This is a genomic window from Paraburkholderia sp. WS6, from assembly GCF_030464835.1.
GTDB lineage: Bacteria > Pseudomonadota > Gammaproteobacteria > Burkholderiales > Burkholderiaceae > Paraburkholderia > Paraburkholderia madseniana.
This window is the reverse complement of the sequence record NZ_JALQCK010000005.1, coordinates 279,428-301,847: the sequence shown is the minus strand read 5'-3', so window position 1 is coordinate 301,847 and position 22,420 is coordinate 279,428. Positions and strand designations below refer to the sequence as shown.

The window sequence follows — 22,420 nt, the reverse complement described above, 5'->3', positions numbered from 1 at the left end:
GGACTCCTCGAACGTATACCGTCAACCGATACCGTCAGACTGATTTGACGGTATCGGACAAGGCCGTCCGAGGAAGAAATGTCGGTACCGTCACCGATACCGACATTTCCACCAGGTATTGTCCGGATCACAGCAGACCACACCGGACAATAACCTCATCTTTTTTAAAGGAGAAACAGGAAAAACCGGTCCTCCCGGAACGACCCGGGAGCACCTTGAATCACTCCCACTCAATCGTAGCCGGCGGCTTCCCTGAGATGTCATAAACCACCCGGTTAATCCCACGCACTTCATTAATGATGCGGTTCGACACATGCCCCAGCAACTCGTGCGGCAGATGCGCCCAATGCGCGGTCATGAAGTCCAGCGTCTGCACAGCGCGTAGCGCAACGACATACTCGTAAGTCCGCCCGTCACCCATCACGCCCACGCTCTTCACCGGCAGGAACACCGCGAACGCCTGGCTCGTCAGGTCGTACCACGACTTGCCGGTTTCCTTGTCGATAAACGTGCGCAGCGTCTCGATGAAAATCGCGTCCGCGCGACGCAGCAGATCGGCGAAATCGCGGCGCACTTCGCCGAGAATCCGCACGCCCAGACCCGGGCCCGGGAACGGGTGGCGATACACCATCGCCGGCGGCAAACCGAGCTTCACGCCGAGTTCGCGCACTTCGTCCTTGAACAGTTCGCGCAGCGGTTCGAGCAGCTTCAGATTCAGCGTCTCGGGCAGGCCGCCCACGTTGTGGTGGCTCTTGATGGTCTGCGTCGCCTTCTTGCCCTTGCCGGCCGATTCGATTACGTCCGGATAGATCGTGCCTTGCGCGAGCCACTTTGCGTCGGTCAGCTTGTTGGCTTCGGTCTGGAACACTTCGACGAATTCCGCGCCGATAATCTTGCGCTTCGCTTCCGGATCGGTCACGCCGGCCAGCTTCGACAGGAACACTTCGCTCGCGTCGACGTGGATCACCTTGACGCCGAGGTTCTCAGCGAACGTTGCCATCACCTGCTCGGCTTCGTTCAAACGCAGGAGGCCGTGGTCGACGAACACGCAGGTCAGTTGATCGCCGATCGCGCGATGCAGCAGCGCCGCCGCCACCGACGAATCCACACCACCCGACAGACCCAGAATCACGTGCTCTTTGCCGACCTGCTCGCGAATCTTCGCGACGGCTTCGTCGATGTAATGGCCCATTTCCCAGTCGGGATTCGCACCGCAAATCTGCAGCACGAAACGTTCGAGCATCGCGCGGCCTTGCACGGTATGCGTCACTTCCGGGTGCCATTGCAGGCCGTAGAAATGGCGCGCTTCGTCGGCCATTGCCGCGATCGGGCACGATTCCGTCGAGGCCATCAACTGGAAGCCGGGCGGCATTTCGAGGACCTTGTCGCCGTGGCTCATCCACACCTTCAGCATGCCGTGACCTTCCGGCGTGGTGAAGTCGCTGATGCCTTCGAGCAGGCTCGTATGGTTGCGCGCGCGCACTTCGGCGTAACCGAATTCACGCAGGTGACCGATATCGACCTTGCCGCCGAGCTGCTCGGCCATCGCCTGCATTCCGTAGCAAATGCCCAGCACGGGCACGCCGAGTTCGAACACCGCTTGCGGCACGCGCGGGGTATCCGTTTCGGTGACCGAGCTCGGGCCGCCGGAGAGGATCACGCCCTTCGGCGCGAAATCGCGAATGAACGACGCATCGACGTCGTACGGATGAATTTCCGAATACACGTTGGCTTCGCGGACGCGACGTGCAATCAGTTGGGTGACTTGCGAACCGAAGTCGAGGATCAGGATCTTGTCATGCATGGCAGCGGACGGAGTCAAAAGTGAACGGATACGGGATACCGCGCTTAAAGCGCGGCGTTGAATTCAAAGCAGTCCACGTGGGGACAATCGAGCATGAAGCATGACGATGAAGCGCGGTAGACCGTTCAGCATCGCAGGCACGTGCCTGCGGCGCGTGCGAACGGAATCCGGTAGCTTCGGCAGGCGTTCTGGCGCTCGAGGCGTCAGTCATGAGTCAGCCATGAAACGGCGGCCGGGGCGCACCAGGTGCGTCGGCAGCGGCGTTACGGGCATCGTCGCGCGCGGCGCGTTCAGAGGCCGTCAGAGCCGGTTCATCGACCGCCGGATGGAGCGGCGCAGCCGAAACAGGACTCACAGGCTCTGTGACCGGCATAACGGGCTCGACTACCGGTTCGGCGCGATAGGCCGGAAAGCCCGCCGTCACACGACCAGAGTCGCGTTTGTTGGCAGCGTCTTTGGCGGCATCTTTCGCGGCCTGCTTGTCGGCGCGCTCAGCGGCTGCGGCTTCAACCAGCCGCACCTTTTCACGCCGCCGCACCGCGCCCGACAGGCGCACACCGCCCAGGCCGACCACCAGCAGCACCACACCGGTCAGCACCGCAATGATCTGCCCGAAGCCGGTCAGCGCCGGCGTATGCAGCCCGAGCAGCCAGACCAGCATCAGCACGCCGGTCAACCAGTTCACATGGCCAACGACCTTGGCGACCGTCGACGTGAGCGAACCATCGATCGACGCGTGCAATGCAAGCCACGCGAGCCCGATCAGCGCCACGCCAAACCCCTGGCCGACCAGAGCCGGCTGGGTTTGCACCAAGAGCAGCGCGTTGTACAACGAAGTCCAGGGCGTCAGCAGAAACAGCAGGCCGAACGCAAGCAGCAACAGTGCATCGAGGATGAGTACAGCGCGCAGCAATGGCTTCATTGGCGTTTAGTCCACGTGGTAGTTGGGCGCTTCCTTGGTGATCTGCACGTCATGCACATGCGACTCGCGCAAGCCCGCGCCCGTGATCTGCACGAACTCGGCCTTATCGTTCATCTCCGCGATCGTGCGGCAACCGCAGTAGCCCATGCTGGCGCGCACGCCGCCAATCAACTGGAACAGGATCGCGTTGACCGAGCCCTTGTAGGCGACGCGGCCTTCGATACCTTCCGGCACCAGCTTGTCGATGTTCGCGGAGTTGTCCTGGAAGTAGCGGTCTGCAGCGCCGTCTTTCATCGCGCCGACCGAACCCATACCACGGTATGACTTGTACTGGCGGCCCTGGAACAGGAACACGTCGCCCGGCGCTTCTTCGGTGCCGGCGAACATGCTGCCCATCATCACGGAATTCGCGCCGGCGGCCAGCGCCTTGCTGACGTCACCCGAAAAACGCACACCGCCGTCGGCGATGACCGGCACGCCCGTGCCTTTCAGCGCTTCCGACACGTTCGAGATCGCGGTGACCTGCGGCACGCCGACGCCGGCGACGATACGCGTCGTGCAGATCGAGCCCGGGCCGATACCGACCTTCACGCCGTCTGCGCCGTATTCGACGAGCGCCTTGGCTGCCGCGGCAGTAGCGATGTTGCCACCGATCACTTCGACATGCGGGAACTTCTGTTTGACCCACTTGACGCGCTCGAGCACGCCCTTGCTGTGGCCGTGCGCCGTGTCGACGACGATCACGTCCACACCCGCCTGCACCAGCAGCTCGACGCGTTCTTCGTTGTCTTCGCCCACGCCGACCGCCGCGCCTGCGCGCAGCTTGCCGTGTTCGTCTTTACACGCGTCCGGGTGTTCGGTTTGCTTGGTGATGTCTTTTACCGTCATCAGGCCGCGCAGTTCGAATGCGTCGTTGATGACCAGCACGCGTTCGAGGCGATGGCTGTGCATCAGCGCCTTGGCTTCGGCGAGCGGCGTGCCTTCCTTGACGGTGACGAGGCGCTCGCGCGGCGTCATGATGTTGCGCACCGGCTCGTCCAGACGCTCTTCGAAGCGCAAGTCACGGTTCGTGACGATACCGATCAATTGCGAACCTTCGACGACCGGGAAGCCCGAAATGCCATGCTGGCGCGACAGCGCAATGACGTCGCGCACCTTCATTTGCGGCGGCACCGTAATCGGATCGCGCACGACGCCCGATTCGAAGCGCTTGACCTTGGCAACTTCACGCGCCTGTTCGGCCGGCGTGAGATTCTTGTGGATGATGCCCACGCCACCCATTTGCGCCATCGCGATCGCGAGACGGGCTTCGGTGACGGTGTCCATGGCGGCGGACACGAGCGGCATATTCAGGGAGATGTTGCGGGTCAGCCGGGTCTTGAGGCTGGTGTCGCGCGGCAGAACATCGGAGAAAGCCGGGACGAGGAGCACGTCATCGAACGTGAGTGCTGTTTGGATCAGACGCATGGCAAATCCTATAGGCGCAAAAGCGAATTATACGCGATACCTCCCTGGTTTTCACTGCACTAACAGCAGCTTAGCGAATTTCAGGGGATTTTTCTCGTGACTTTGCACCCTTCGATTTCGCTTCCACGTTCGCCTCGAGTTCGATCCGGTTTCGTTTGCGCGTTCGGGCGCATGGACGCCGCACCCGGTTCGGGAATGGGTATTTCGGGGCGCTTGCGCGCCGCCGGGTCAGCGCTCGGAAGTTAAAAGGCGCCTGAACACGCCGGATAAAACTGGCGGAATGCAGAATCAAACAAGACGCCCTGCCCGTCGAACGGCTATTCTGCCGACCATTCCAGTTTTCTTGCAGGGGCAGTCGATGCAGCGCGGTGTGGCATATGGAGTAATGGCCGGGGCCTTATGGGGCATGGTGTTTCTGGTGCCGCGCGTGCTGCCCGATTTCTCGCCGCTGTTGCTGAGCGCCGGACGCTACACGATGTACGGCATCGTCTCGCTGGCCGCCGCGCTGCCGATGGCGCGCTCGCTCGTCAAACGCCTGACCCGCGAGGATCTCGGCGCGCTGGTCAAACTGGCGCTGGCCGGCAACCTGCTCTACTACCTGCTGCTGACCGCGGCCGTTCATATGATCGGCATCGCGCCGGCTTCGCTCATCGTCGGCGTCCTGCCGGTCACGGTGACGCTGCTCGGCCGGCGCGATCATGGCGCCGTGCCGCTCGCCCGCCTCGTATGGCCGCTCTCACTGGTGGTGGCCGGCATCGCCTGCATCAATATCGACGTCTTCACGGTAGCGGACAGCACGCCCGTCAGTATCGCGACGAAGCTTCTCGGCCTCGGCTGCGCGGTCGGCGCGCTCGCCTGCTGGACCTGGTTCGCGGTCGAAAACGCCCGCTACCTGCAGCGTCAGACGCATTTCAGCGGCAACGAGTGGTCGGTGCTGTGGGGTGTGGTGACCGGCGCGCTCGGCGCGGGATTGTGGCTGGTGGTCGCCGTCATGCCGTCTGGCAGCCTGCAGGCGCCGCTCGGCGACGAGCGCTGGCACACCTTCTGGATGCTGAATCTGGGCCTCGCCGTCGGCGCGTCGTGGCTCGGCAACGGGCTGTGGAATGCCGCGTCGAAACGGCTGCCGCTCACGCTGTCCGGCCAGATGATCGTGTTCGAGACACTTTTCGCGCTGCTCTACGCGTTTATCTACGACCAGCGCCTGCCGCGCCCGCTGGAAACGGCAGCGATCCTGTTGCTGGTGGCGGGGGTGTGCTGGTCGGTGCGCCAGCATGCGGACGACGATACGTCCGGGGCGGCGTCGATTGAGGAGAAGGCGCAGCCTTCGGTGCATTGAGACGATTGAGACGATTGAGACGGAGCACCCTCGGCGCTGCCCCGCTACAGCTACAGCTACAGCTACAGCTACAGCTACAGCTACAGCTACAGCTACGAGGCGAGCCTAGCGCGAATCCTTGTTCAGCCAGCGGCGCCCTTCGATCGAGCCCGCCTTACGGGTCTTCTCGACGCGCCGTTGGCGCGACAGCTTCGGATCCACCAGCAGCGGCCGGTAAATCTCGACACGATCGTGGTCGGCAAGCACCGTATCCAATGGCTTGAGCTTGCCGAACACACCGACCTTCTGCGTGCCCAGATCGATCTGCGGATAACGCTGTAAGATGCCGCTCGCGTCTATCGCCTGCTGCAGCGTGGCGCCTTCCGGCAAGTCCACGGCAATCAGCGCCTGCTCATTGGCAAGCGCGTAGCAGACTTCAATCGACAAGCGCGCGCTCATGCCTTACCGTAGCGCTGATCGGCGCGCTTCACGAACGATTCGACGAAGGTGTTGGCAATGTGGCTGAACACCGGCCCAATGATCTTCTCGAGGATGATGTTGGTGAATTCGTAGTGCAACGCGAATTCGATCTTGCAGGCGTCGGCCCGCAGCGGCGTGAAACGCCAGAAGCCGGTGAATTTGCGAAACGGACCGTCCGCGAACTCCATATCGATGCGCGTGGGCCGCTCCATGCTGTTGTGCGTGGCGAAATGCTGCTTGATGCCCTTGAAGTTGATGTCGATCTTCGCCTCCATGCCGGTTTCGTCCTGGCGGCGGATTTCGACTCCCCCGCACCAAGGCAGGAAGTTGGGGTAATCGGCGACGTCGGTGACGAGGTCGAACATCTGTTCCGCCGAATGGCGGATCAACACGGTTTTCTGGACATCTGCCATAAATTGAACAGCGCGTGGCAAGGGTGGACAAGCGCCGCGGGCTTTCCTTGCCCCGCTTTGCTAAAATCGTGATTTTAAACGAGTTGGGCACTTTCCATTCATGAGCATCATTGACAACAGAAAAGCCTTCTACGACTACTCGGTCGAAGAACGCTACGAAGCGGGGCTCGTGCTCGAAGGATGGGAGGTCAAAGCCTTGCGCGCCGGCCGTGGCCAGATCAAGGAAGGCTACGTGGTCATCAAGAATAACGAACTGTTCCTGATCGGCACGCACATCAGCCCGCTGCCCGAAGCCTCGACCCACATCAATCCGGACCCGGTGCGCACGCGCAAACTGCTGCTGCACGCTGAAGAAATCAGCAAACTGATCGGCAAGGTCGAGCAGCGTGGTTATACGCTCGTGCCGTTGAACTTTCATTACAAGGGCGGTCGCGTCAAATGCGAGATCGGCCTCGCCAAGGGTAAGAAGCAACACGACAAGCGCGAAACCGAGAAGAAGCGCGACTGGGAACGCGAGAAGGCGCGCCTGATGCGCTCGCCGTCGTAAAACTGCGATTCAACGAAAAATGGCCCGCAAATTTGCGGGCCATTTTCATTCGGCAAGGAAGAACGTCAATCAGCGCGCCTCGGCCGCGCCCTTCCCCTTGTTCACAATGGTCAGCGCCGACGCGATCATCGAACTCATATCCGCCAGGTTACCCGGCACGATCAACGTGGTGCCCTGCTTCGCCAGGTTGCCGAATGCATTCACATACTGCTCGGCCACTTTCAGGTTCACCGCTTCCATCCCGCCGTTCGACTGGATGGCCGCAGCGATCTTTTGAATCGCCTGTGAGTTAGCCTCAGCCACCGCCAGAATCGCCGCGGCCTGACCCTGCGCCTGATTGATCGCCGCCTGCCGCTCGCCTTCGGACTTCTGGATCGACGCCTCGCGCCCGCCCGAGGCGATATTGATCTGTTCCTGCTTACGCCCTTCGGACGCCGCGATCAGCGCGCGCTTCTCGCGCTCAGCAGTGATCTGCGCCTGCATGGCGTGAAGAATTTCCTTGGGCGGCGTCAGGTCCTTGATCTCGTAGCGCAGCACCTTGACGCCCCAGTTCGACGCCGCTTCATCGAGCGACGACACGATGCTGTGGTTGATGAAGTCGCGCTCTTCAAACGTCTTGTCGAGTTCGAGTTTGCCGATCACGGAACGCAGCGTGGTTTGCGACAACTGCGTAATCGCGAACACGAAGTTGCTCGACCCGTACGACGCCTTCATGGGATCGGTGACCTGGAAATACAGCACGCCATCCACCTGCAGTTGCGTGTTGTCGCGCGTAATACACACCTGGCTCGGCACTTCGAGCGGGATCTCTTTGAGGATGTGCTTGTACGCGATCCGGTCGACGAACGGAAACGCGAAGCTCAGGCCCGGCGTCAGCGTACGGTGATAGCGGCCGAGCCGCTCCAGCACCCACGCATGCTGCTGCGGCACGATCTTGAGCGTCTGCGCCGCCAGCACGATCACGATAAGCAGAAGCACCGCCCCGACAATGGTTGAATCCATGACTGACCTCCGGTCCGTAGTTCGAATAGTTATGCATGGCGCTGTGCGTGCATTGGCGCGCGCTCAGGCCACGGTTGCCTTGGTTTTCGCCGGCCGGCTCGCCACGACGACGAGGCAACTGCCACGCATCTCGGCGATCTCATAGAGCTGCGCATCTTCGGGTTCACCAGCAGCCAGTTCGACGTCCCATGCAGCCCCGCGGTAATTGACGCGCGCCCGGCGCTCGTGCCACGCCGGCACATTCAACGTCTGGCCGATGTCGAGATTGACGTCCGGGTTTTTTGACGCCTCCTTACGCGTTCTGCGGCCAAAGCGCGAGCGCCTCAGCAACAGGACTGCCGCCAGCGCTACGAAGGCCGCAATCGCAAACTGCAGGTCGGCGGCGGCGCCCGCAATACGGGCAATGGCTGCCGCTACACAACCCAACGCGATCATGAGCAAATAGAAAGTGCCGCTGATCAACTCCAGCGCGACAAGCACACCCGCCCCGATCCACCAGAACAATCCACCTGGCGCCACGTCGACCTCCACAAAGCAAAACACCCCGGATCTACCGGGGTGTTTATAGCACGAAGCGGGTGCATTTTATCGGACGGTGCCGCACGCTTTTACGTGCTTTTGACGTAGCGCACCACCCTTTATGCAAACTGCTTATCGGGCACCTGCCCCGCGCTTATTTATTTCGCTTTTTTACTTCACTTACTTCGCCGACGACTTCGCCAACTTCTGCCACGTCTCGACGATCGAGTCCGGGTTCAGCGAGATCGACTTGATGCCCTCATCGGTCAGCCATTGCGCAAAGTCCGGATGATCCGAAGGGCCCTGGCCGCAGATACCGACGTACTTGTTCAGGCGCAGGCACGTATCGATCGCGCGCTTCAACAGGAACTTGACGGCCGGATCGCGTTCGTCGAAATCGACTGCCAGCAGTTCCATGCCCGAGTCGCGGTCGAGGCCGAGCGTGAGCTGCGTCAGGTCGTTCGAACCGATCGAGAAGCCGTCGAAGAATTGCAGGAATTCTTCGGCGAGAATCGCGTTCGACGGCACTTCGCACATCATGATCAGGCGCAAGCCCTTCTCGCCGCGCTTCAGGCCGAACTTCTCCAGCAGCCCGACCACGCGTTCCGCCTGCTTCAGCGTACGCACGAACGGCACCATGATCTCGACGTTGTCGAGGCCCATCTCCTCACGCACCTTCTTCAGCGCGATGCATTCCATCTGGAACGCTTCGGCGAAGTCGTCAGCGATGTAGCGCGATGCGCCACGGAAGCCCAGCATCGGGTTTTCTTCGTCCGGCTCGTAACGCGAACCGCCGATCAGCTTCTTGTACTCGTTCGACTTGAAGTCCGACAGACGCACGATCACGGGCTTCGGATAGAACGCCGCTGCGATCGTTGCGATGCCTTCGGTCAGCTTGTCGACGTAGAACGCGCGCGGCGATGCATGGCCACGTGCCACGCTTTCCACGGCCTTCTTCAGGTCCTGATCGATGTTCGGGTACTCGAGAATCGCCTTCGGGTGAACGCCGATGTTGTTGTTGATGATGAACTCGAGCCGCGCCAGACCCACGCCTGCGTTCGGCAGTTGCGAGAAGTCGAAAGCCAGTTGCGGGTTGCCGACGTTCATCATGATCTTCACCGGAATCGGCGGCAGTTCGCCGCGCTGCACTTCGGTGATTTCGGTTTCGAGCAGACCGTCATAGATCTTGCCTTCATCGCCTTCCGCGCAGGACACGGTCACCAGCGCGCCGTCCTTCAGCAGGTCGGTCGCGTCGCCGCAGCCGACCACCGCCGGCACACCCAGCTCACGCGCGATGATCGCCGCGTGGCAGGTACGGCCGCCACGGTTCGTGACGATCGCGGATGCGCGCTTCATCACCGGTTCCCAGTTCGGGTCGGTCATGTCGGCCACCAGCACGTCGCCCGGCTGCACACGGTCCATTTCAGACGGATCGTGAATCACGCGCACCGGACCCGCACCGATCTTCTGGCCGATCGCGCGGCCGGTAGTCAGCACGTTCGATTGGCCCTTCAGCTTGAAGCGTTGCTCGGCCTTGCCCGCCGCCTGGCTCTTCACCGTTTCCGGGCGCGCTTGCAGGATGAAGATCTTGCCGTCGCGGCCGTCCTTGCCCCACTCGATGTCCATCGGACGCTCGTAGTGCTTTTCGATAATGACGGCGTATTTCGCGAGCTCGATCACGTCTTCGTCGGTGATCGAGAAACGGTTGCGCTGCTCGTGCGCGACGTCGACGGTCTTCACGCGGCCTTCTTCGCCCGCCTTGGTGAATTCCATCTTGATCAGCTTCGAGCCGATCGAGCGGCGAATGATCGGGTATTTGCCTTGCGCGAGCGTGGTCTTGAAGACGTAGAACTCGTCCGGATTCACGGCGCCCTGCACGACCGTTTCACCCAGGCCGTAGCTCGACGTGATGAAGACGGCGTCCTTGAAGCCCGATTCCGTGTCCAGCGTGAACATCACGCCAGCCGCGCCGACGTCCGAACGCACCATGCGCTGCACACCAGCCGACAACGCGACTTCAGCGTGGGTAAAGCCCTTGTGGACGCGATAGGAGATGGCACGGTCGTTGTACAGCGACGCGAACACGTGCTTCATGCGATCGAGCACCTCGTCGATGCCGACCACGTTGAGATAGCTTTCCTGTTGACCCGCGAACGATGCGTCCGGCAAGTCTTCTGCCGTTGCCGACGAACGCACGGCAAACGACAACTCTTCAGGCGAGCTGTTTTGCAGGGTGTCGAAGCCTGCGCGGATATCCGCTTCGAGACGCGGCTGCATCGGGGCGTCGACGATCCATTGACGGATCTCCTTGCCCGCTTCGGCGAGCGCTTTCACGTCGTCGACGTCGAGCGTTTCGAGACGTTTGGCGATGCGTTCGGTCAGATTGTTGTGATGCAGGAAGTCACGGAAAGCCAGCGCCGTAGTGGCGAAGCCAGTCGGCACGCGCACGCCTGCTTCGGCGAGCTGACTGATCATCTCGCCAAGCGACGCATTCTTGCCGCCGACAATCTCCACATCGGTCATCCGCAACTGCTCGAACGGAACTACATACGCCTCTTCCTTTGCGACGGTAACTGCGTTAGTCATACAAGCCCCTAAGTGTGAAAGAAATTCACGGCTGTGCAAGTGGGCTTGAACGCGAGACGCCCATTGGAAGCGTGACCTCGCGTCTTGCACAACCTGTTGGAGAAGCAATCGCTGCAAATGGCCGCGCGGGCCAAAAAGTGCCGGATACACGACGTAGAAAGCGGTTGGACGAAATTACCGATCAATCCACCCTGATCTCTCAATTTGCCGCAAGTTACCGGCGCAAAGCGTGGCGTTAACCGACCGTTCGCGGTAAGTTAGCCGCCAATCGCCTGCAATTGCTTATCCAACAGGTTGCCGCTATTCTACCGTGCCGACTCTCAAAATGTGACAGTCGGACGAGAATTGCGCCTCGAATCGCGCCCCGGACCGGCTGACGGGCTCTTGCGAGGCTCTCGCGAAAGCCCCACCGCCATCCGGACGCAATTGCGGTGCCCACGGCGCGCTGACATGACGCCGCTGCAATCTCCGGTTAGCCACCGTGCAGCGACATCCATGCAGCGATGTTTCATTCGAGCGCTTTTTCCCGCTCACGTTCCCCAGCCCCACTGATGCCGCCCACCGTATTCATCGTCTCCGACGGTACCGGGATCACTGCCGAAACCTTCGCGCATTCGATCCTCTCCCAGTTCGACCAGAAATTCCGCCTGGTTCGCGTGCCCTTCGTCGACTCGACGGAAAAAGCCTACGCCACGCTAGAAAAAATCAACGAAGCGATCCAGCAGGACGGCCGCCGTCCGATCGTCTTTACGACGCTGGTGGACAGCGCCTCGAATCAGATCGTCAAAGGTTCGAATGCACTCGTGCTGGACATGTTTCAGACCTTCGTCGAGCCGCTCGAACAGGAACTGGAGCTCAAGTCGAGCCACGCGATGGGCCGCGGCCACCAGAACGCCGATACCGAGGAATACAAGAACCGGATCGAGGCGATCAACTTCTCGCTCGCCCACGACGACGGTCAATCGAACCGCAATCTGGCCGATGCCGATGTGATTCTGGTCGGCGTGTCGCGCAGCGGCAAGACACCGACGAGCCTGTATCTGGCCATGCAGTACGGCGTGAAAGCGGCCAATTATCCGCTGATTCCGGAAGACTTCGAGCGCGGCAAGCTGCCTACGCCGCTATTGGCGCATCGGCAGAAGATGTTTGGTTTATCGATCGATCCGCAGCGGCTGTCGGAGATCCGTAACGAGCGCCGCCCGGGCAGCAAGTACGCCGCGCCGGAAAATTGCCGCTACGAGATCAACGAGGCGGAAGCGATGATGCGGCGCGAAGGGGTCAAGTGGTTGTCGTCGACGCATAAGTCGATCGAAGAAATCGCGACGACGATCCTGCAGGAGATCAAGCTGGACCGGCCGGTTTATTGAGCGGCGCCTGTTTTGCGGGCGTGCGTGGTGCTGAGGTGATCGCGGAGGTCGCCTCAGACCTGCAGTCAGTGCAATGTCACGCGCGGCGCTGCTGGCGGCACTGTTCGAACACGCAGATAGCCGCGGCGGCGGCCACATTGAGCGATTCCATGCCGCCCGGCTGAGGAATCGTCACCCGCAACGAAACCGCATCGCGCCAGGTCTGCGATACGCCCGCCCCTTCGTTGCCGAACACCCACGCGAGCGGCCCGCTTAGATCGCAGTCGTAAATCGCCTCGGCACCGTGCGAATCCGTAATGACGATGGGCACAGCCAGGCGCTCGATCAATACCTGCGCCTCGACATCCTCGTGGATTTGCAACAGGAAATGCGCGCCCATGCCCGAGCGCAATACCTTCGACGACCACGCGTACGCGGTGCCCGGCGCGCAAAACACCTGCTGAATACCGGCGGCCGCCGCGCTCCGTAGAATCGAACCGACGTTGCCGGCATCCTGCACGCCATCGAGTACGAGGCAGGTTTCTCCGACATTCTCCGGCAGCGGCGTATCGAGCTTTTCGACCAGCAGCAGAATCCCGACACCGTGCACGACGTTCGACACCTGGCCGAACAATGCATCGGGCAGCGTGACGATACGGTGCTCGTCGATGCGCGACACGATGGCCTGCGCTTCGTCGTGGCGCAACGCGCCCTCGGTGACGATGCACATTTCCGGCTGCCCGGCGACGTCGAGATACGCGCTCGCGAGATGGAACCCTTCGAGCAACGCGTGGCCACTGCGACGCTGCTGATGCGTCGAGCCGGCCAGTGCCTTGAGGCGCTTGTAGAGCGGATTGTCCCGCGAGGTGATGGCTTTCACAGGCAGCGAAGACAGTGAGAATGAGGAAAGAATGGGCAACGCGCAGCGCTTACGCGCCGCTGCGTTCGCCGAAGGCGTCGTCGTCGAGCACGGCGTCGGTGAGCGTTCCGGACACGATGATCATGCCGCCCGCCCGCAGTTGTTTCGAAGCCGTGCCGAAACGCTGATGCGCTTCACGCACCGGTGCGAACGAGCGCCGATGATGCTCGCAGGGCCCATGTTCGCGCAGCGCCGCGAGATGCTGCGGCGTGCCGTAGCCGGCATGCGCGTTAAAACCGTAGACCGGATAGGCTTGATGCAGTTCGAGCAGCATCCGGTCACGCGTGACCTTGGCGAGAATCGACGCCGCCGAAATGCTTTTGACCAAGGCATCGCCGCCGATCACGGCTTCGCTGCGAACGCTCAGCGTTGGGCAGCGATTGCCGTCGATTTTCACGAGCGTCGGTACGACCGAAAGGCCTTCGACCGCCCGCTTCATCGCCAGCATGGTGGCGTGCAGGATGTTCAGCGTATCGATTTCTTCGACGCTAGCGGACGCGATGCAGTACGCAAGTGCCCGGTCGACGATCTTGTCGTAGAGTTCGTCGCGCTTTTTCGCGGTGAGCGCTTTCGAATCGTCGAGGCCGCGGATCATCGGCTTCGACGGATCGAAAATCACCGCTGCAGCGACCACCGGGCCAGCCAGCGGCCCGCGCCCGGCTTCGTCGACGCCGCAGACGATGTCGTCCGGCGTTTCGAAGTCCAGACCGACCTGCCATGTTGCCGCGCCTGCAACAGCCGCGGCCTTGCGGCGTGGAGCGCGAGCGGTGGTCACGGCCGAGCCTTCCGCTTTTCGACGACGCTCGCCACGACTTCCGCTGCACGCTGCGCGGTGTTCTGCTTCAGCACGTGATGCATCTCCGTGAAGATTTCCGTCAGCGTGCGCCGGTTGGCCTCGTCGCGCAACTGTTTCAGCGTCGCTTCGGCGAGCGCCTGGGGCGTCGCGAAGTGCTGCAGAATTTCCGGCACGACGAAACGCCCCGCCAGAATGTTCGGCAAGCCAACATACGGCAGATAGCCTTGGCGGCGCATGATCTGGCCGGTCAGCCAGGGCACCTTGTACGAGATCACCATCGGCTTTTTCAGCAGCGCGGCTTCCAGCGTCACCGTGCCGCTCTTGACGAGGATCGCATCGGCCGCCGTCATCGCGATTTGCGCCTGGCCGTCGGTAATGGTCAGCGCGAGACCAGGATGCGCATCGACCAGCGGCCGTAGCATTTCGCGCAATGCGGGCGTGGCCGCCGGCATCACGAAACGCAAACTGGGCTCCTGGTGCTGCATCATTTCCATCGCGGCAAAGAACGTCGGACCGATCAGATCGATCTCCGAGCGCCGGCTGCCCGGCAGCACCGCGATGATCGGACCGCTTTCGGCAAGGCCGAGCGTGCGGCGCGCGCCAAGCGTGTCGGGTACCAGAGGAATTTCGTCGGCAAGCGGATGGCCCACGTACGAAGCCGCGATGCCGGCCTTTTCCAGCAGCGCCGTTTCGAACGGGAACACGCACAGCATGTGGTCGACCGCTTTGGCGATCTTCTTGATGCGCCCACCTCGCCACGCCCAGATCGACGGGCAAACGAAGTGCACGGTCGGAATACCCGCGTCGCGCAACGGATGCTCGAGTCCGAAGTTGAAATCGGGCGCGTCCACGCCGACGAACACCGACGGCGGCTCGGCCAGCAGTTGGCGCTTCAGTTCGTTGCGGATGCCGAGGATTTCTGGAATATGCCGCAGTGCTTCGACATAGCCGCGCACCGTCAGCTTCTCCATTGGCCAGTGGGCGTCGAAACCCGTGGCGATCATGCGCGGGCCGCCGATCCCGTAATACTGGGTGCCGGCGGGTAGACGGCTCGCGAGGCCATCGAGCAGCGACGCCGCCAGCAGGTCGCCGGACGGCTCGCCTGCCACCATCGCAACGCGCAGGGGACTCGGGTTCAAAGCCATCGGTTAGCGGATGATGCCGCGTTGCGACGCTTCGACAAACGCGAGCAGCGTTTGTACCGGCGCATCGCCATCGCCACCCGCGGATGCGAGTTCGCGCAACTGCAGCTTCGCTTCTTCAAGCGACAGGCCGTTCTTGTACAGCAGGCGGTACGCCGAGCGCAGCGCCGAGATCGCGTCTGCGGAGAAACCACGGCGGCGCAGACCTTCGACATTGATACCGTGCGGCTCGGCCTTGTTGCCGGCAGCGATCACGAACGGCGGGATGTCCTGCACGAGCGCCGACGCGCCGCCCAGCATCGAATGCTCGCCGATGCGCACGAATTGATGCACGCCCGACATGCCGCCGACAATCGCATGGTCGCCAATCGTCACGTGGCCGGCCATCTGCGCATTGCTCGACAGAATCACGTTGTTGCCGACGTGGCAGTCGTGCCCGATGTGCACGTAGGCCATGATCCAGTTGTCGTCGCCCAGCGTGGTGACGCCTGCGTCTTGCACCGTGCCGGTGTGGATCGTGGTGAATTCACGGATCGTGTTGCGATTGCCGATCACGAGCCGGGTCGGCTCGTCTTTGTACTTCATGTCCTGCGGACGGCCGCCGACCGATGCATAGTGGCCGATGCGGTTGTCTTCGCCGATCGTGGTGTGACCTTCGATCACGCTGTGCGAACCGACCTTGCTCCGTGCGCCGATCGTCACATGTGCGCCGATGACGGCATACGGTCCGATTTCGACGGATTCGTCGACTTGTGCGCCCGGCTCGACGATCGCAGTGGGATGAATCCTGCTCATGCGTCCTCGCTTCTGATTCTGTTGCGTTGTCTGGATGGGCGTAGCCGGAGTTCGCAGCGCTCGGGATAAGCCGCTGACCGTCCGGACACCGGCTTCAAGCGTCTTTGTCCGTGTGCCGCACCGCGCACATCAGATCGGCTTCCGCCGCTACGGCTCCATCCACTTCGGCGCGCGCCTTGAACTTCCAGATGCCGCGCATATGACGCTCGAACGTGCAGTTCAGGATCAGCTGATCGCCCGGTTCCACCACGCGCTTGAAACGCGCGTTGTCGATGCCCACGAACAGATACAGCGTGTTCGACGGATCGCTCGGCTCTTCCGAAAACGTCAGCAGGGCTGCCGTTTGCGCTAGCGCTTCGAGGATCAGCACGCCGGGCATCACCGGACGGGTCGGAAAGTGACCCTGGAAATACGGCTCATTGATCGACACGTTCTTCAACGCTTTGATGCTCTTATGCGGCTCGAGTTCGAGCACCCGGTCGACCAGCAGGATCGGGTAACGATGGGGCAGCAGCGTGAGAATCTTATGAATGTCGAGATTGATTTTTTCGGTGCTCATGGTGTTTCTACTCACGCATTGACTGCGCGATGATGACTGCGGATGCTGGTGCAGGTGGGTTGGTAACGCGTGCTGCCGGCGCTTGTCGAAACCAGGCGGCCATGCCACCCGGTCACGGCAACCGACTTTGCTTCCTGATGCTTGCCCGCTATTTTACGCGGTACCGGCCGGTTGGCCCGCGGATTGTTGTGCGGGTTGACCCGCAGGTCAGCGCGATACTTCTCAGGCTTCGTCGCCCGCGGAATTGCTTGCCGCGCCGGCTGGCTTGCCTGCCGAAGCGGCATTTTCGAGCGCCTTGATACGATCGCGAAGTTTGTCGATGTTACGCAGCAAAGCGGCACTCTTGTTCCAGTCGGCATGGTTCACAGCCGGGAATGCGCTGGTGTACAGGCCGGGCTTCAGCAACGACTTCGAGACGCCCGACTTCGCCGTGACGATCACATAGTCAGCCAGCGTGACGTGTCCGGCGATCCCAACCGCGCCGCCGATCATGCAATGACGGCCGATCGTGGTGCTGCCGGCAATGCCCGCACAGCCGGCGATCACGGTGTAAGCGCCGACCTTGCAGTTGTGGCCGATCTGCACGAGGTTGTCGATTTTCACGCACTCCTCGATGATCGTGTCGGCCATGGCGCCGCGGTCGATGGTGGTGTTCGCACCGATTTCGACGTCCGCCGCGATCGACACACCGCCGACCTGCGGAATTTTCACCCAACTGCCGGTACGCGCATCGCCTTCACCGACGAAATCCGGCGCGAAGCCAAAACCGTCCGAACCGATCACCGCGCCGGCGTGCACAATCACGCGCTCGCCGAGCTTGCAGCCGTAATACACCGCGACGTTCGGATACAGATGCGAGCCCGCACCGATTCGCGTGCCGCGGCCGATCACCACGTTGGCGTCCAGACGCACGTTTTCGCCGATCACCGCGCCCGCTTCCACCGTGACGTGCGGACCGATCACCGCGCTCGCGGCAATCTGGGCCAACGGGTCGATCGTCGCGCTCGAATGCACACCGGGCACGGTCTTGGGCGCTGCCATGTCGATGAATGTCTGCGCGACGCGCGCGAAGTAAGCGTACGGATTCGGCGTGACGATGAAGTTACGGCCTGTAAGGGAGCTGAGTTTCGAGAGGTCGTCGGCATTGATCAACACCGCGCCCGCACGGGTCGTCTCGACCTGCGACAGGTACTTCGGATTGGCGAGGAACGCCAGTTGGTCCGGGCCTGCCTGGTCGAGCGGCGCCAGACTGCCGACGCGCTGCGAACCTTCTCCGACTACTTCACCGCCGAACTGCTGGACGATGTCCTCAAGCGTAAATGCCATGCCTATCCTCTGTCTCCGATCCCATGCGAGATGGTTGCTGCACAATCAGTCCAACTTGTCAGTTCTACGACCCTGCGCTGCAACCCGGCCGGTGCCCGGCGCGCGCGTTCAGTTGCCCGATGCCGCCAGTGCCTTGAGCACCTGATCGGTAATGTCGATGCGCGGGCTCACGTACACCGCTTCCTGAACGATCAGGTCGTAATGCTGCTGCTCCGCGATCTGCTTGATCACCTTGTTGGCCCGGTCGAGCACCGCCGCCAGCTCTTCGTTACGGCGCTGGTTCAGGTCCTCGCGAAACTCGCGTTGTTTGCGCTGGAAGTCCGTATCCAACTGCGACAGATCGCGCTGCTTCTGCGCGCGATCGGCGGCCGACATCGACGCACCGTTCTTGTCGAGCGAGTCGGACATCGACTTCAGCTTCTGCGCCATATCGGCCAGGTCCTTGTCGCGCTTGGCGAACTCCGCCTCGAGCTTGACCTGTGCAGCCTTCGCGGCAGCCGATTCACGCAGGATACGGTCCGAATTCACCGCGGCGATCCTGGCTTCCTGGGCGTGCGCGACCCCCGCTACGCCGACACCCAGCGTCATTGCCAGCGCCAACGCGCAAGCCACACGTTTCGAAAACATACCGGTTCGCAAAGTCATCCTCTCGATACTGTAGTTTGGCCGGGCCCACCGCCGGAAGCCACCCGTAAAGGCCCGGGTCGCCCTCCGCCGGATCAGAATGCCGTCCCGATCTGGAACTGGAACTTCTGATACTGGTCGCCGGTGTGCTTCGTGAGCGGGAAGCCCAGGCTGAGCTTGAGCGGGCCAATCGGCGAGATCCACGCAAGACCGACACCGTAGCCGTAACGCAGGCCGTTCGCGCCGATGCTGTTACCTTCCGTACCCCAGACGTTACCGCCGTCGAGGAACGTGAAGACACGCAGCGTGCGGTCGTAGCCCGTACCCGGCAGCGGGAACGTCAACTCGATGTTACCCACCAGCAGCTTCGAGCCGCCGATCGGGTCGTTCGTCTTCGCATCGCGCGGACCCAGCGAACTCGGCTCGTAGCCCCGCACCGAACCGATACCGCCCGCGTAGTAGTTCTTGAAAATCGGATATGGCTTGCCGCCGAGACCGTTACCGTAACCGCCCTGGAAGTTGAAGCCCAGCACGAACCCGCGCGAGAACGAATAATAGTACTGCGCGTTGATGTCGGCCTTGTAGTACTGCGTGCCGCCGATCGGCGTGCCGTATTCGGCGTTCGCCTGCGTGAAGTAGCCGCGGCTCGGCACCAGTGCGCTGTCACGCGCGTCGCGCGACCAACCCACCGTGATCGGCACGTTATTCGACACACGGCCGAAGGCGGCTACGTAGTCCTTGTAGCTCTGCGGCGTGTTCGCGTCGACGTCCAGCTGGTTTTGCTCGAGGCCGGCGCCGAAATACACCGTATCGACTTCGGAGAACGGAATACCGAACTTCAGGTCACCACCGATCGTGACGATCTTGAAGCTCGAATCCGTCGAGTAGTACAGCGGCTGGTACGTACGGTAGTAGACGTCGGTAATCCGCTTGATGCCGTCGACCGTGAAATACGGGTCGACCTGCGTAACCGTCAAGGTACGGTACGTCTTGGCGGTATTCACGTTCACCGAGAGACTCGTACCCGAACCGAACACGTTGTCCTGCGACACGCCGGCCGAGAGCACCACCTTGTCCGTCGACGAGAAGCCCGCGCCCAACGTGATCGCGCCGGTCGGCTTTTCAGCCACCTTGACGTCCACATCGACCTGGTCCGGCGTGCCTTCCACCGGCACCGTGGTCACGTCCACGTCCGTGAAGTAGCCGAGACGGTTGATCCGGTCTTTCGACAGCGCGAGGCGGTTCGAATCGAACCACGAGCTTTCGAGCTGGCGCATTTCGCGGCGCACCACTTCGTCGCGAGTGCGCGTGTTGCCGACCACGTTGATGCGGCGCACGTACACACGGCGGCTCGGGTCCACTTGCAGCGTCAGGTCGACCTTGTGATGTTCCTGATCGATCTGCGGCTGCGCGTTGACAGTAGCGAACGCATAGCCGTATTCGCCGAGCTTGTCGACGATCGCCTTGGTGGTGGCTTGCAGCTTTTCAGCCGAGAAACGGTCGCCTGGTTTGATCTTGATGAGCTTGTTCAGCTCCGGCTCGCGGTCGAGCAGGTTACCAGCCAGCTTGATGCTGTTGATCGTGTACGGCTCGCCTTCGTGCAGCGTGACCGTCAGATACATGTCCTTCTTGTCCGGCGAGATCGACACCTGGGTCGAGTCGATGTTGAACTCGAGGTAGCCGCGATTCAGGTAATACGAGCGGACGTTTTCGAGGTCGCCGGTGAGCTTGTCTTTCGCGTACAGGTCGTTCTTCGTGTACCACGAGAACCAGTTCGGCGTGGACAACTGCATTTCGTCGCGCAGCGTACCCGTGCTGAACGCCTTGTTGCCGATGAAGTTGATCTGGCGGATCTTCGCGCTCGGACCTTCAGCCACCGAGAACAGCACCGACACGCGGTTGCGGTCGATCGGCGTGATCGTGGTGGTGACTTCCGCGGCATAGTAACCGCGCGTCAGGTACTGGCGCTTCAGTTCCTGCTCGGCCTTGTCGACGAGTGCCTTGTCATAGTAACGGCCTTGCGACAAACCGACCGCGCGCAGCGCCTTGGTCAGGTTTTCCTTGTCGAACTCGTGAATGCCGGCGAAGTCGATCGTGCCGATAGCCGGACGTTCCAGCACCTGGACGATGACGACACTGCCTTCCGTCGCGATCTTGACGTCATTGAAGAAGCCCGTGGCGTACAGCGCGCGAATGGCTTCGGAAGCCTTGTCGTCGCTAAAGGTGTCGCCTTGCTTGATGGGCAGGTACGCGAACACGGTACCGGGTTCGACGCGTTGCAATCCCTCGATCCGGATGTCTTGCACCACGAAGGGCGTCGTTGCGTGAGCAACCAGCCCATGCGCGGCAAACGCCGCGGCTATAACCGTCTTTGGAACAAAGCGATGAGGTTTAAACAACGTGCTTCCCCAGTGTGTATAGCTGCATCAGGTCGGGCGGTCGCCATCGTGAACGCCGCCAGACACTTTAAAAATGGATTAAACGAGCCAGATCGTTGAACAGCGCAATCGCCGACAACGCGACGATGCAGGCGAGACCCGCCCTCTGAAAAACGAGTTGCCAGCGATCGGAGACAACTTTGCCGGTTACAGCTTCAACCAAATAATATAACAGATGACCCCCGTCCAATACCGGAATTGGTAACAGGTTCAGTACGCCGAGACTAATACTGACAAGGGCCAGGAACGACAGGAATGCAGAAGGACCTAGACGTGCGCTCTTTCCTGCGTAATCGGCGATCGTCACGGGGCCGGAAAGATTCTTCAGCGAAGCCTCGCCAACGATCATCCGTCCAAACATGCGCACCGAATAAACAGCCAGATCCCACGTACGGCGCGCGCCTAGTTGCAAGCTTTCGACCGGCCCGTAACGCACGTCGATCGACGGCACCTGGGTGGCGAGTTCCGCACCGATACGGCCGATCTGCTGCCCCGTCGCGTCATCCCGCTGCGACTGCGGGACGATGCGAACGTCTTCCAGCTTGCCCGCGGCTTGCCCACCACGCTCAACCTGCAGCGTCACGGGCGTGCCGGCGTGCGATTTTACATAAGCGATGAAGGCCGTGGCATTGTCGGTAGGGATACCGTTGATCGCGCGCAGACGGTCGCCCACCCCAAGGCCTGCCTTTTGCGCCGCGCTACCCGGCTGCACCCCGGCGACGGTCAGCTTGCCACCACCCGGCTCGAAACCGAGACGCGACATAAAGTCGTCGTCGACGTCTTTCTCGGTGATACCACGCAGATCCAGCTGGAAATCCGAGGTGCCGTGCGCGTCTTTCGCGCTCAGCACGACGCGCTTGTGATCGAATGCCGCGCCCAGCAGTTTCCAGCGCAGGTCGGACCACGAACGCACTCGCTCGGATTCGCCGGCGTTTTCCGCACGCACGGCAACAATCGTTTCGCCACCGTCGAAACCGGCCAGCGCGGCCGGCGTATTCGGCGCGGGTGCCGCCACCACAGCCGCCGGCTCCGTCACGCCCGTGGCGAACACAAGGGCGAACAGCACGATGGCAAGCAGGAAATTCGCGACCGGCCCGGCGACGACAATCGCGAAGCGGCGCCACACTGACTGCCGGTTGAACGCATGCGGCAAGGCTTCAACGGGAATCGGCGCCCCGCCGGTTTCGCGCTCGTCGAGCATCTTCACGTAGCCGCCGAGCGGCAGTGCGGCAATCGTCCATTCGGTGCCCGTCTTCGGGCTCACCCATTGGAACAGCGGCTTGCCGAAGCCGATCGAGAAACGCAGCACCTTGACGCCGCACAAACGCGCCACGCTGTAATGCCCGTACTCGTGGACAACCACGAGTACGCCAATCGCGACCGCGAAGGCAAGCAGTTCGATCAGCAGGTTCATAGGCGC

At 61.8% G+C, this 22,420-nt stretch carries 20 protein-coding genes; 3 read left to right on the top strand and 17 right to left on the bottom strand.

The window, feature by feature from the left end:
• Positions 1–220: 220 nt before the first annotated feature.
• The 3 genes from guaA to guaB form a co-directional block, all read right to left on the bottom strand.
• On the bottom strand, positions 221–1,804 hold the full coding sequence (guaA, locus tag M0D64_RS09155; protein ID WP_154565991.1) for a glutamine-hydrolyzing GMP synthase: 1,584 nt from the start codon (positions 1,802–1,804) through the stop codon (positions 221–223).
• A gap of 214 nt (positions 1,805–2,018) precedes the next feature.
• The gene (locus M0D64_RS09150) at positions 2,019–2,726 is read right to left on the bottom strand and encodes a hypothetical protein (protein ID WP_154565992.1); all 708 of its coding nucleotides are present in this window, start codon (positions 2,724–2,726) and stop codon (positions 2,019–2,021) included.
• A gap of 6 nt (positions 2,727–2,732) precedes the next feature.
• Positions 2,733–4,193, bottom strand: coding sequence for an IMP dehydrogenase (gene guaB, locus M0D64_RS09145; protein WP_054035195.1), 1,461 nt, complete (start codon positions 4,191–4,193; stop codon positions 2,733–2,735).
• A gap of 358 nt (positions 4,194–4,551) precedes the next feature.
• Between guaB and M0D64_RS09140 the strand changes: the two genes are divergently transcribed.
• On the top strand, positions 4,552–5,529 hold the full coding sequence (locus tag M0D64_RS09140; RefSeq protein WP_266257375.1) for a DMT family transporter: 978 nt from the start codon (positions 4,552–4,554) through the stop codon (positions 5,527–5,529).
• Between the two features lie 105 nt (positions 5,530–5,634).
• Here M0D64_RS09140 and M0D64_RS09135 read toward each other — a convergent pair whose 3' ends face one another.
• Both M0D64_RS09135 and M0D64_RS09130 read right to left on the bottom strand, forming a co-directional pair.
• Positions 5,635–5,967 (bottom strand): RnfH family protein, encoded by a 333-nt coding sequence (locus tag M0D64_RS09135; RefSeq protein WP_200617969.1) that lies wholly within the window; start codon positions 5,965–5,967, stop codon positions 5,635–5,637.
• A complete protein-coding gene (locus tag M0D64_RS09130; protein WP_063496516.1) occupies positions 5,964–6,401 on the bottom strand; it encodes a type II toxin-antitoxin system RatA family toxin in 438 nt (145 codons plus the stop codon). Before M0D64_RS09130 ends, M0D64_RS09135 begins: the two co-directional genes overlap by 4 nt.
• Before the next feature lie 100 nt (positions 6,402–6,501).
• On the opposite strand from M0D64_RS09130, the gene smpB reads away from it, so the two are divergent.
• Positions 6,502–6,948 (top strand): SsrA-binding protein SmpB, encoded by a 447-nt coding sequence (gene smpB / locus M0D64_RS09125; protein ID WP_054035193.1) that lies wholly within the window; start codon positions 6,502–6,504, stop codon positions 6,946–6,948.
• Positions 6,949–7,017: 69 nt separating this feature from the next.
• Here the strand turns inward: smpB and M0D64_RS09120 are convergent, their stop codons facing one another.
• The 3 genes from M0D64_RS09120 to ppsA form a co-directional block, all read right to left on the bottom strand.
• On the bottom strand, positions 7,018–7,950 hold the full coding sequence (locus M0D64_RS09120) for an SPFH domain-containing protein (protein WP_266257374.1): 933 nt from the start codon (positions 7,948–7,950) through the stop codon (positions 7,018–7,020).
• Between the two features lie 63 nt (positions 7,951–8,013).
• Positions 8,014–8,469 carry an NfeD family protein gene (locus tag M0D64_RS09115; RefSeq protein WP_168435947.1) on the bottom strand — a complete coding sequence of 152 codons (456 nt, stop codon included), beginning with the start codon at positions 8,467–8,469 and terminating at the stop codon, positions 8,014–8,016.
• Positions 8,470–8,649: 180 nt separating this feature from the next.
• Positions 8,650–11,055 carry a phosphoenolpyruvate synthase gene (gene ppsA / locus M0D64_RS09110; protein WP_171926000.1) on the bottom strand — a complete coding sequence of 802 codons (2,406 nt, stop codon included), beginning with the start codon at positions 11,053–11,055 and terminating at the stop codon, positions 8,650–8,652.
• A gap of 551 nt (positions 11,056–11,606) precedes the next feature.
• On the opposite strand from ppsA, the gene M0D64_RS09105 reads away from it, so the two are divergent.
• The gene (locus M0D64_RS09105) at positions 11,607–12,422 is read left to right on the top strand and encodes a pyruvate, water dikinase regulatory protein (RefSeq protein ID WP_154565996.1); all 816 of its coding nucleotides are present in this window, start codon (positions 11,607–11,609) and stop codon (positions 12,420–12,422) included.
• Positions 12,423–12,498: 76 nt separating this feature from the next.
• On the opposite strand, the gene M0D64_RS09100 is transcribed toward M0D64_RS09105, so the two are convergent.
• The 9 genes from M0D64_RS09100 to rseP all read right to left on the bottom strand — a co-directional run bounded on the left by M0D64_RS09100 (position 12,499) and on the right by rseP (position 22,414).
• Positions 12,499–13,281: an RNA methyltransferase gene (locus tag M0D64_RS09100; RefSeq protein WP_168435949.1), complete on the bottom strand. Its 783-nt coding sequence runs from the start codon at positions 13,279–13,281 to the stop codon at positions 12,499–12,501.
• A gap of 49 nt (positions 13,282–13,330) precedes the next feature.
• Positions 13,331–14,095: a ribonuclease HII gene (gene rnhB / locus M0D64_RS09095; RefSeq protein ID WP_266257373.1), complete on the bottom strand. Its 765-nt coding sequence runs from the start codon at positions 14,093–14,095 to the stop codon at positions 13,331–13,333.
• Positions 14,092–15,261: a lipid-A-disaccharide synthase gene (gene lpxB / locus M0D64_RS09090; RefSeq protein ID WP_171925999.1), complete on the bottom strand. Its 1,170-nt coding sequence runs from the start codon at positions 15,259–15,261 to the stop codon at positions 14,092–14,094. Before lpxB ends, rnhB begins: the two co-directional genes overlap by 4 nt.
• Positions 15,262–15,264: 3 nt before the next feature.
• On the bottom strand, positions 15,265–16,053 hold the full coding sequence (gene lpxA, locus M0D64_RS09085) for an acyl-ACP--UDP-N-acetylglucosamine O-acyltransferase (RefSeq protein ID WP_266257372.1): 789 nt from the start codon (positions 16,051–16,053) through the stop codon (positions 15,265–15,267).
• Between the two features lie 94 nt (positions 16,054–16,147).
• The gene (gene fabZ, locus M0D64_RS09080) at positions 16,148–16,612 is read right to left on the bottom strand and encodes a 3-hydroxyacyl-ACP dehydratase FabZ (protein WP_020065638.1); all 465 of its coding nucleotides are present in this window, start codon (positions 16,610–16,612) and stop codon (positions 16,148–16,150) included.
• Positions 16,613–16,834: 222 nt separating this feature from the next.
• A complete protein-coding gene (lpxD, locus tag M0D64_RS09075) occupies positions 16,835–17,938 on the bottom strand; it encodes a UDP-3-O-(3-hydroxymyristoyl)glucosamine N-acyltransferase (protein WP_266257371.1) in 1,104 nt (367 codons plus the stop codon).
• Between the two features lie 108 nt (positions 17,939–18,046).
• Positions 18,047–18,583, bottom strand: a complete 537-nt coding sequence (locus tag M0D64_RS09070; RefSeq protein WP_171925998.1) for an OmpH family outer membrane protein — start codon at positions 18,581–18,583, stop codon at positions 18,047–18,049.
• Between the two features lie 74 nt (positions 18,584–18,657).
• On the bottom strand, positions 18,658–20,961 hold the full coding sequence (gene bamA / locus M0D64_RS09065; RefSeq protein ID WP_154566000.1) for an outer membrane protein assembly factor BamA: 2,304 nt from the start codon (positions 20,959–20,961) through the stop codon (positions 18,658–18,660).
• Positions 20,962–21,028: 67 nt separating this feature from the next.
• Entirely contained in the window at positions 21,029–22,414 is a 1,386-nt protein-coding gene (gene rseP / locus M0D64_RS09060; protein ID WP_266257370.1) for an RIP metalloprotease RseP, read from the bottom strand.
• Positions 22,415–22,420: the final 6 nt, after the last annotated feature.

Excerpts from the sequence above, each read along its gene's own strand:
- lpxD (WP_266257371.1), bottom strand. The coding sequence starts at position 17,938 with ATGGCATTTACGCTTGAGGACATCGTCCAGCAGTTCGGCGGTGAAGTA.
- M0D64_RS09120 (WP_266257374.1), bottom strand. The coding sequence starts at position 7,950 with ATGGATTCAACCATTGTCGGGGCGGTGCTTCTGCTTATCGTGATCGTG.
- M0D64_RS09140 (WP_266257375.1), top strand. The coding sequence starts at position 4,552 with ATGCAGCGCGGTGTGGCATATGGAGTAATGGCCGGGGCCTTATGGGGC.
- smpB (WP_054035193.1), top strand. The coding sequence starts at position 6,502 with ATGAGCATCATTGACAACAGAAAAGCCTTCTACGACTACTCGGTCGAA.
- M0D64_RS09150 (WP_154565992.1), bottom strand. The coding sequence starts at position 2,726 with ATGAAGCCATTGCTGCGCGCTGTACTCATCCTCGATGCACTGTTGCTG.
- M0D64_RS09130 (WP_063496516.1), bottom strand. The coding sequence starts at position 6,401 with ATGGCAGATGTCCAGAAAACCGTGTTGATCCGCCATTCGGCGGAACAG.
- guaA (WP_154565991.1), bottom strand. The coding sequence starts at position 1,804 with ATGCATGACAAGATCCTGATCCTCGACTTCGGTTCGCAAGTCACCCAA.
- fabZ (WP_020065638.1), bottom strand. The coding sequence starts at position 16,612 with ATGAGCACCGAAAAAATCAATCTCGACATTCATAAGATTCTCACGCTG.
- ppsA (WP_171926000.1), bottom strand. The coding sequence starts at position 11,055 with ATGACTAACGCAGTTACCGTCGCAAAGGAAGAGGCGTATGTAGTTCCG.
- M0D64_RS09135 (WP_200617969.1), bottom strand. The coding sequence starts at position 5,967 with ATGAGCGCGCGCTTGTCGATTGAAGTCTGCTACGCGCTTGCCAATGAG.
- rseP (WP_266257370.1), bottom strand. The coding sequence starts at position 22,414 with ATGAACCTGCTGATCGAACTGCTTGCCTTCGCGGTCGCGATTGGCGTA.
- lpxB (WP_171925999.1), bottom strand. The coding sequence starts at position 15,261 with ATGGCTTTGAACCCGAGTCCCCTGCGCGTTGCGATGGTGGCAGGCGAG.
- lpxA (WP_266257372.1), bottom strand. The coding sequence starts at position 16,053 with ATGAGCAGGATTCATCCCACTGCGATCGTCGAGCCGGGCGCACAAGTC.
- M0D64_RS09070 (WP_171925998.1), bottom strand. The coding sequence starts at position 18,583 with ATGACTTTGCGAACCGGTATGTTTTCGAAACGTGTGGCTTGCGCGTTG.
- guaB (WP_054035195.1), bottom strand. The coding sequence starts at position 4,193 with ATGCGTCTGATCCAAACAGCACTCACGTTCGATGACGTGCTCCTCGTC.
- M0D64_RS09105 (WP_154565996.1), top strand. The coding sequence starts at position 11,607 with ATGCCGCCCACCGTATTCATCGTCTCCGACGGTACCGGGATCACTGCC.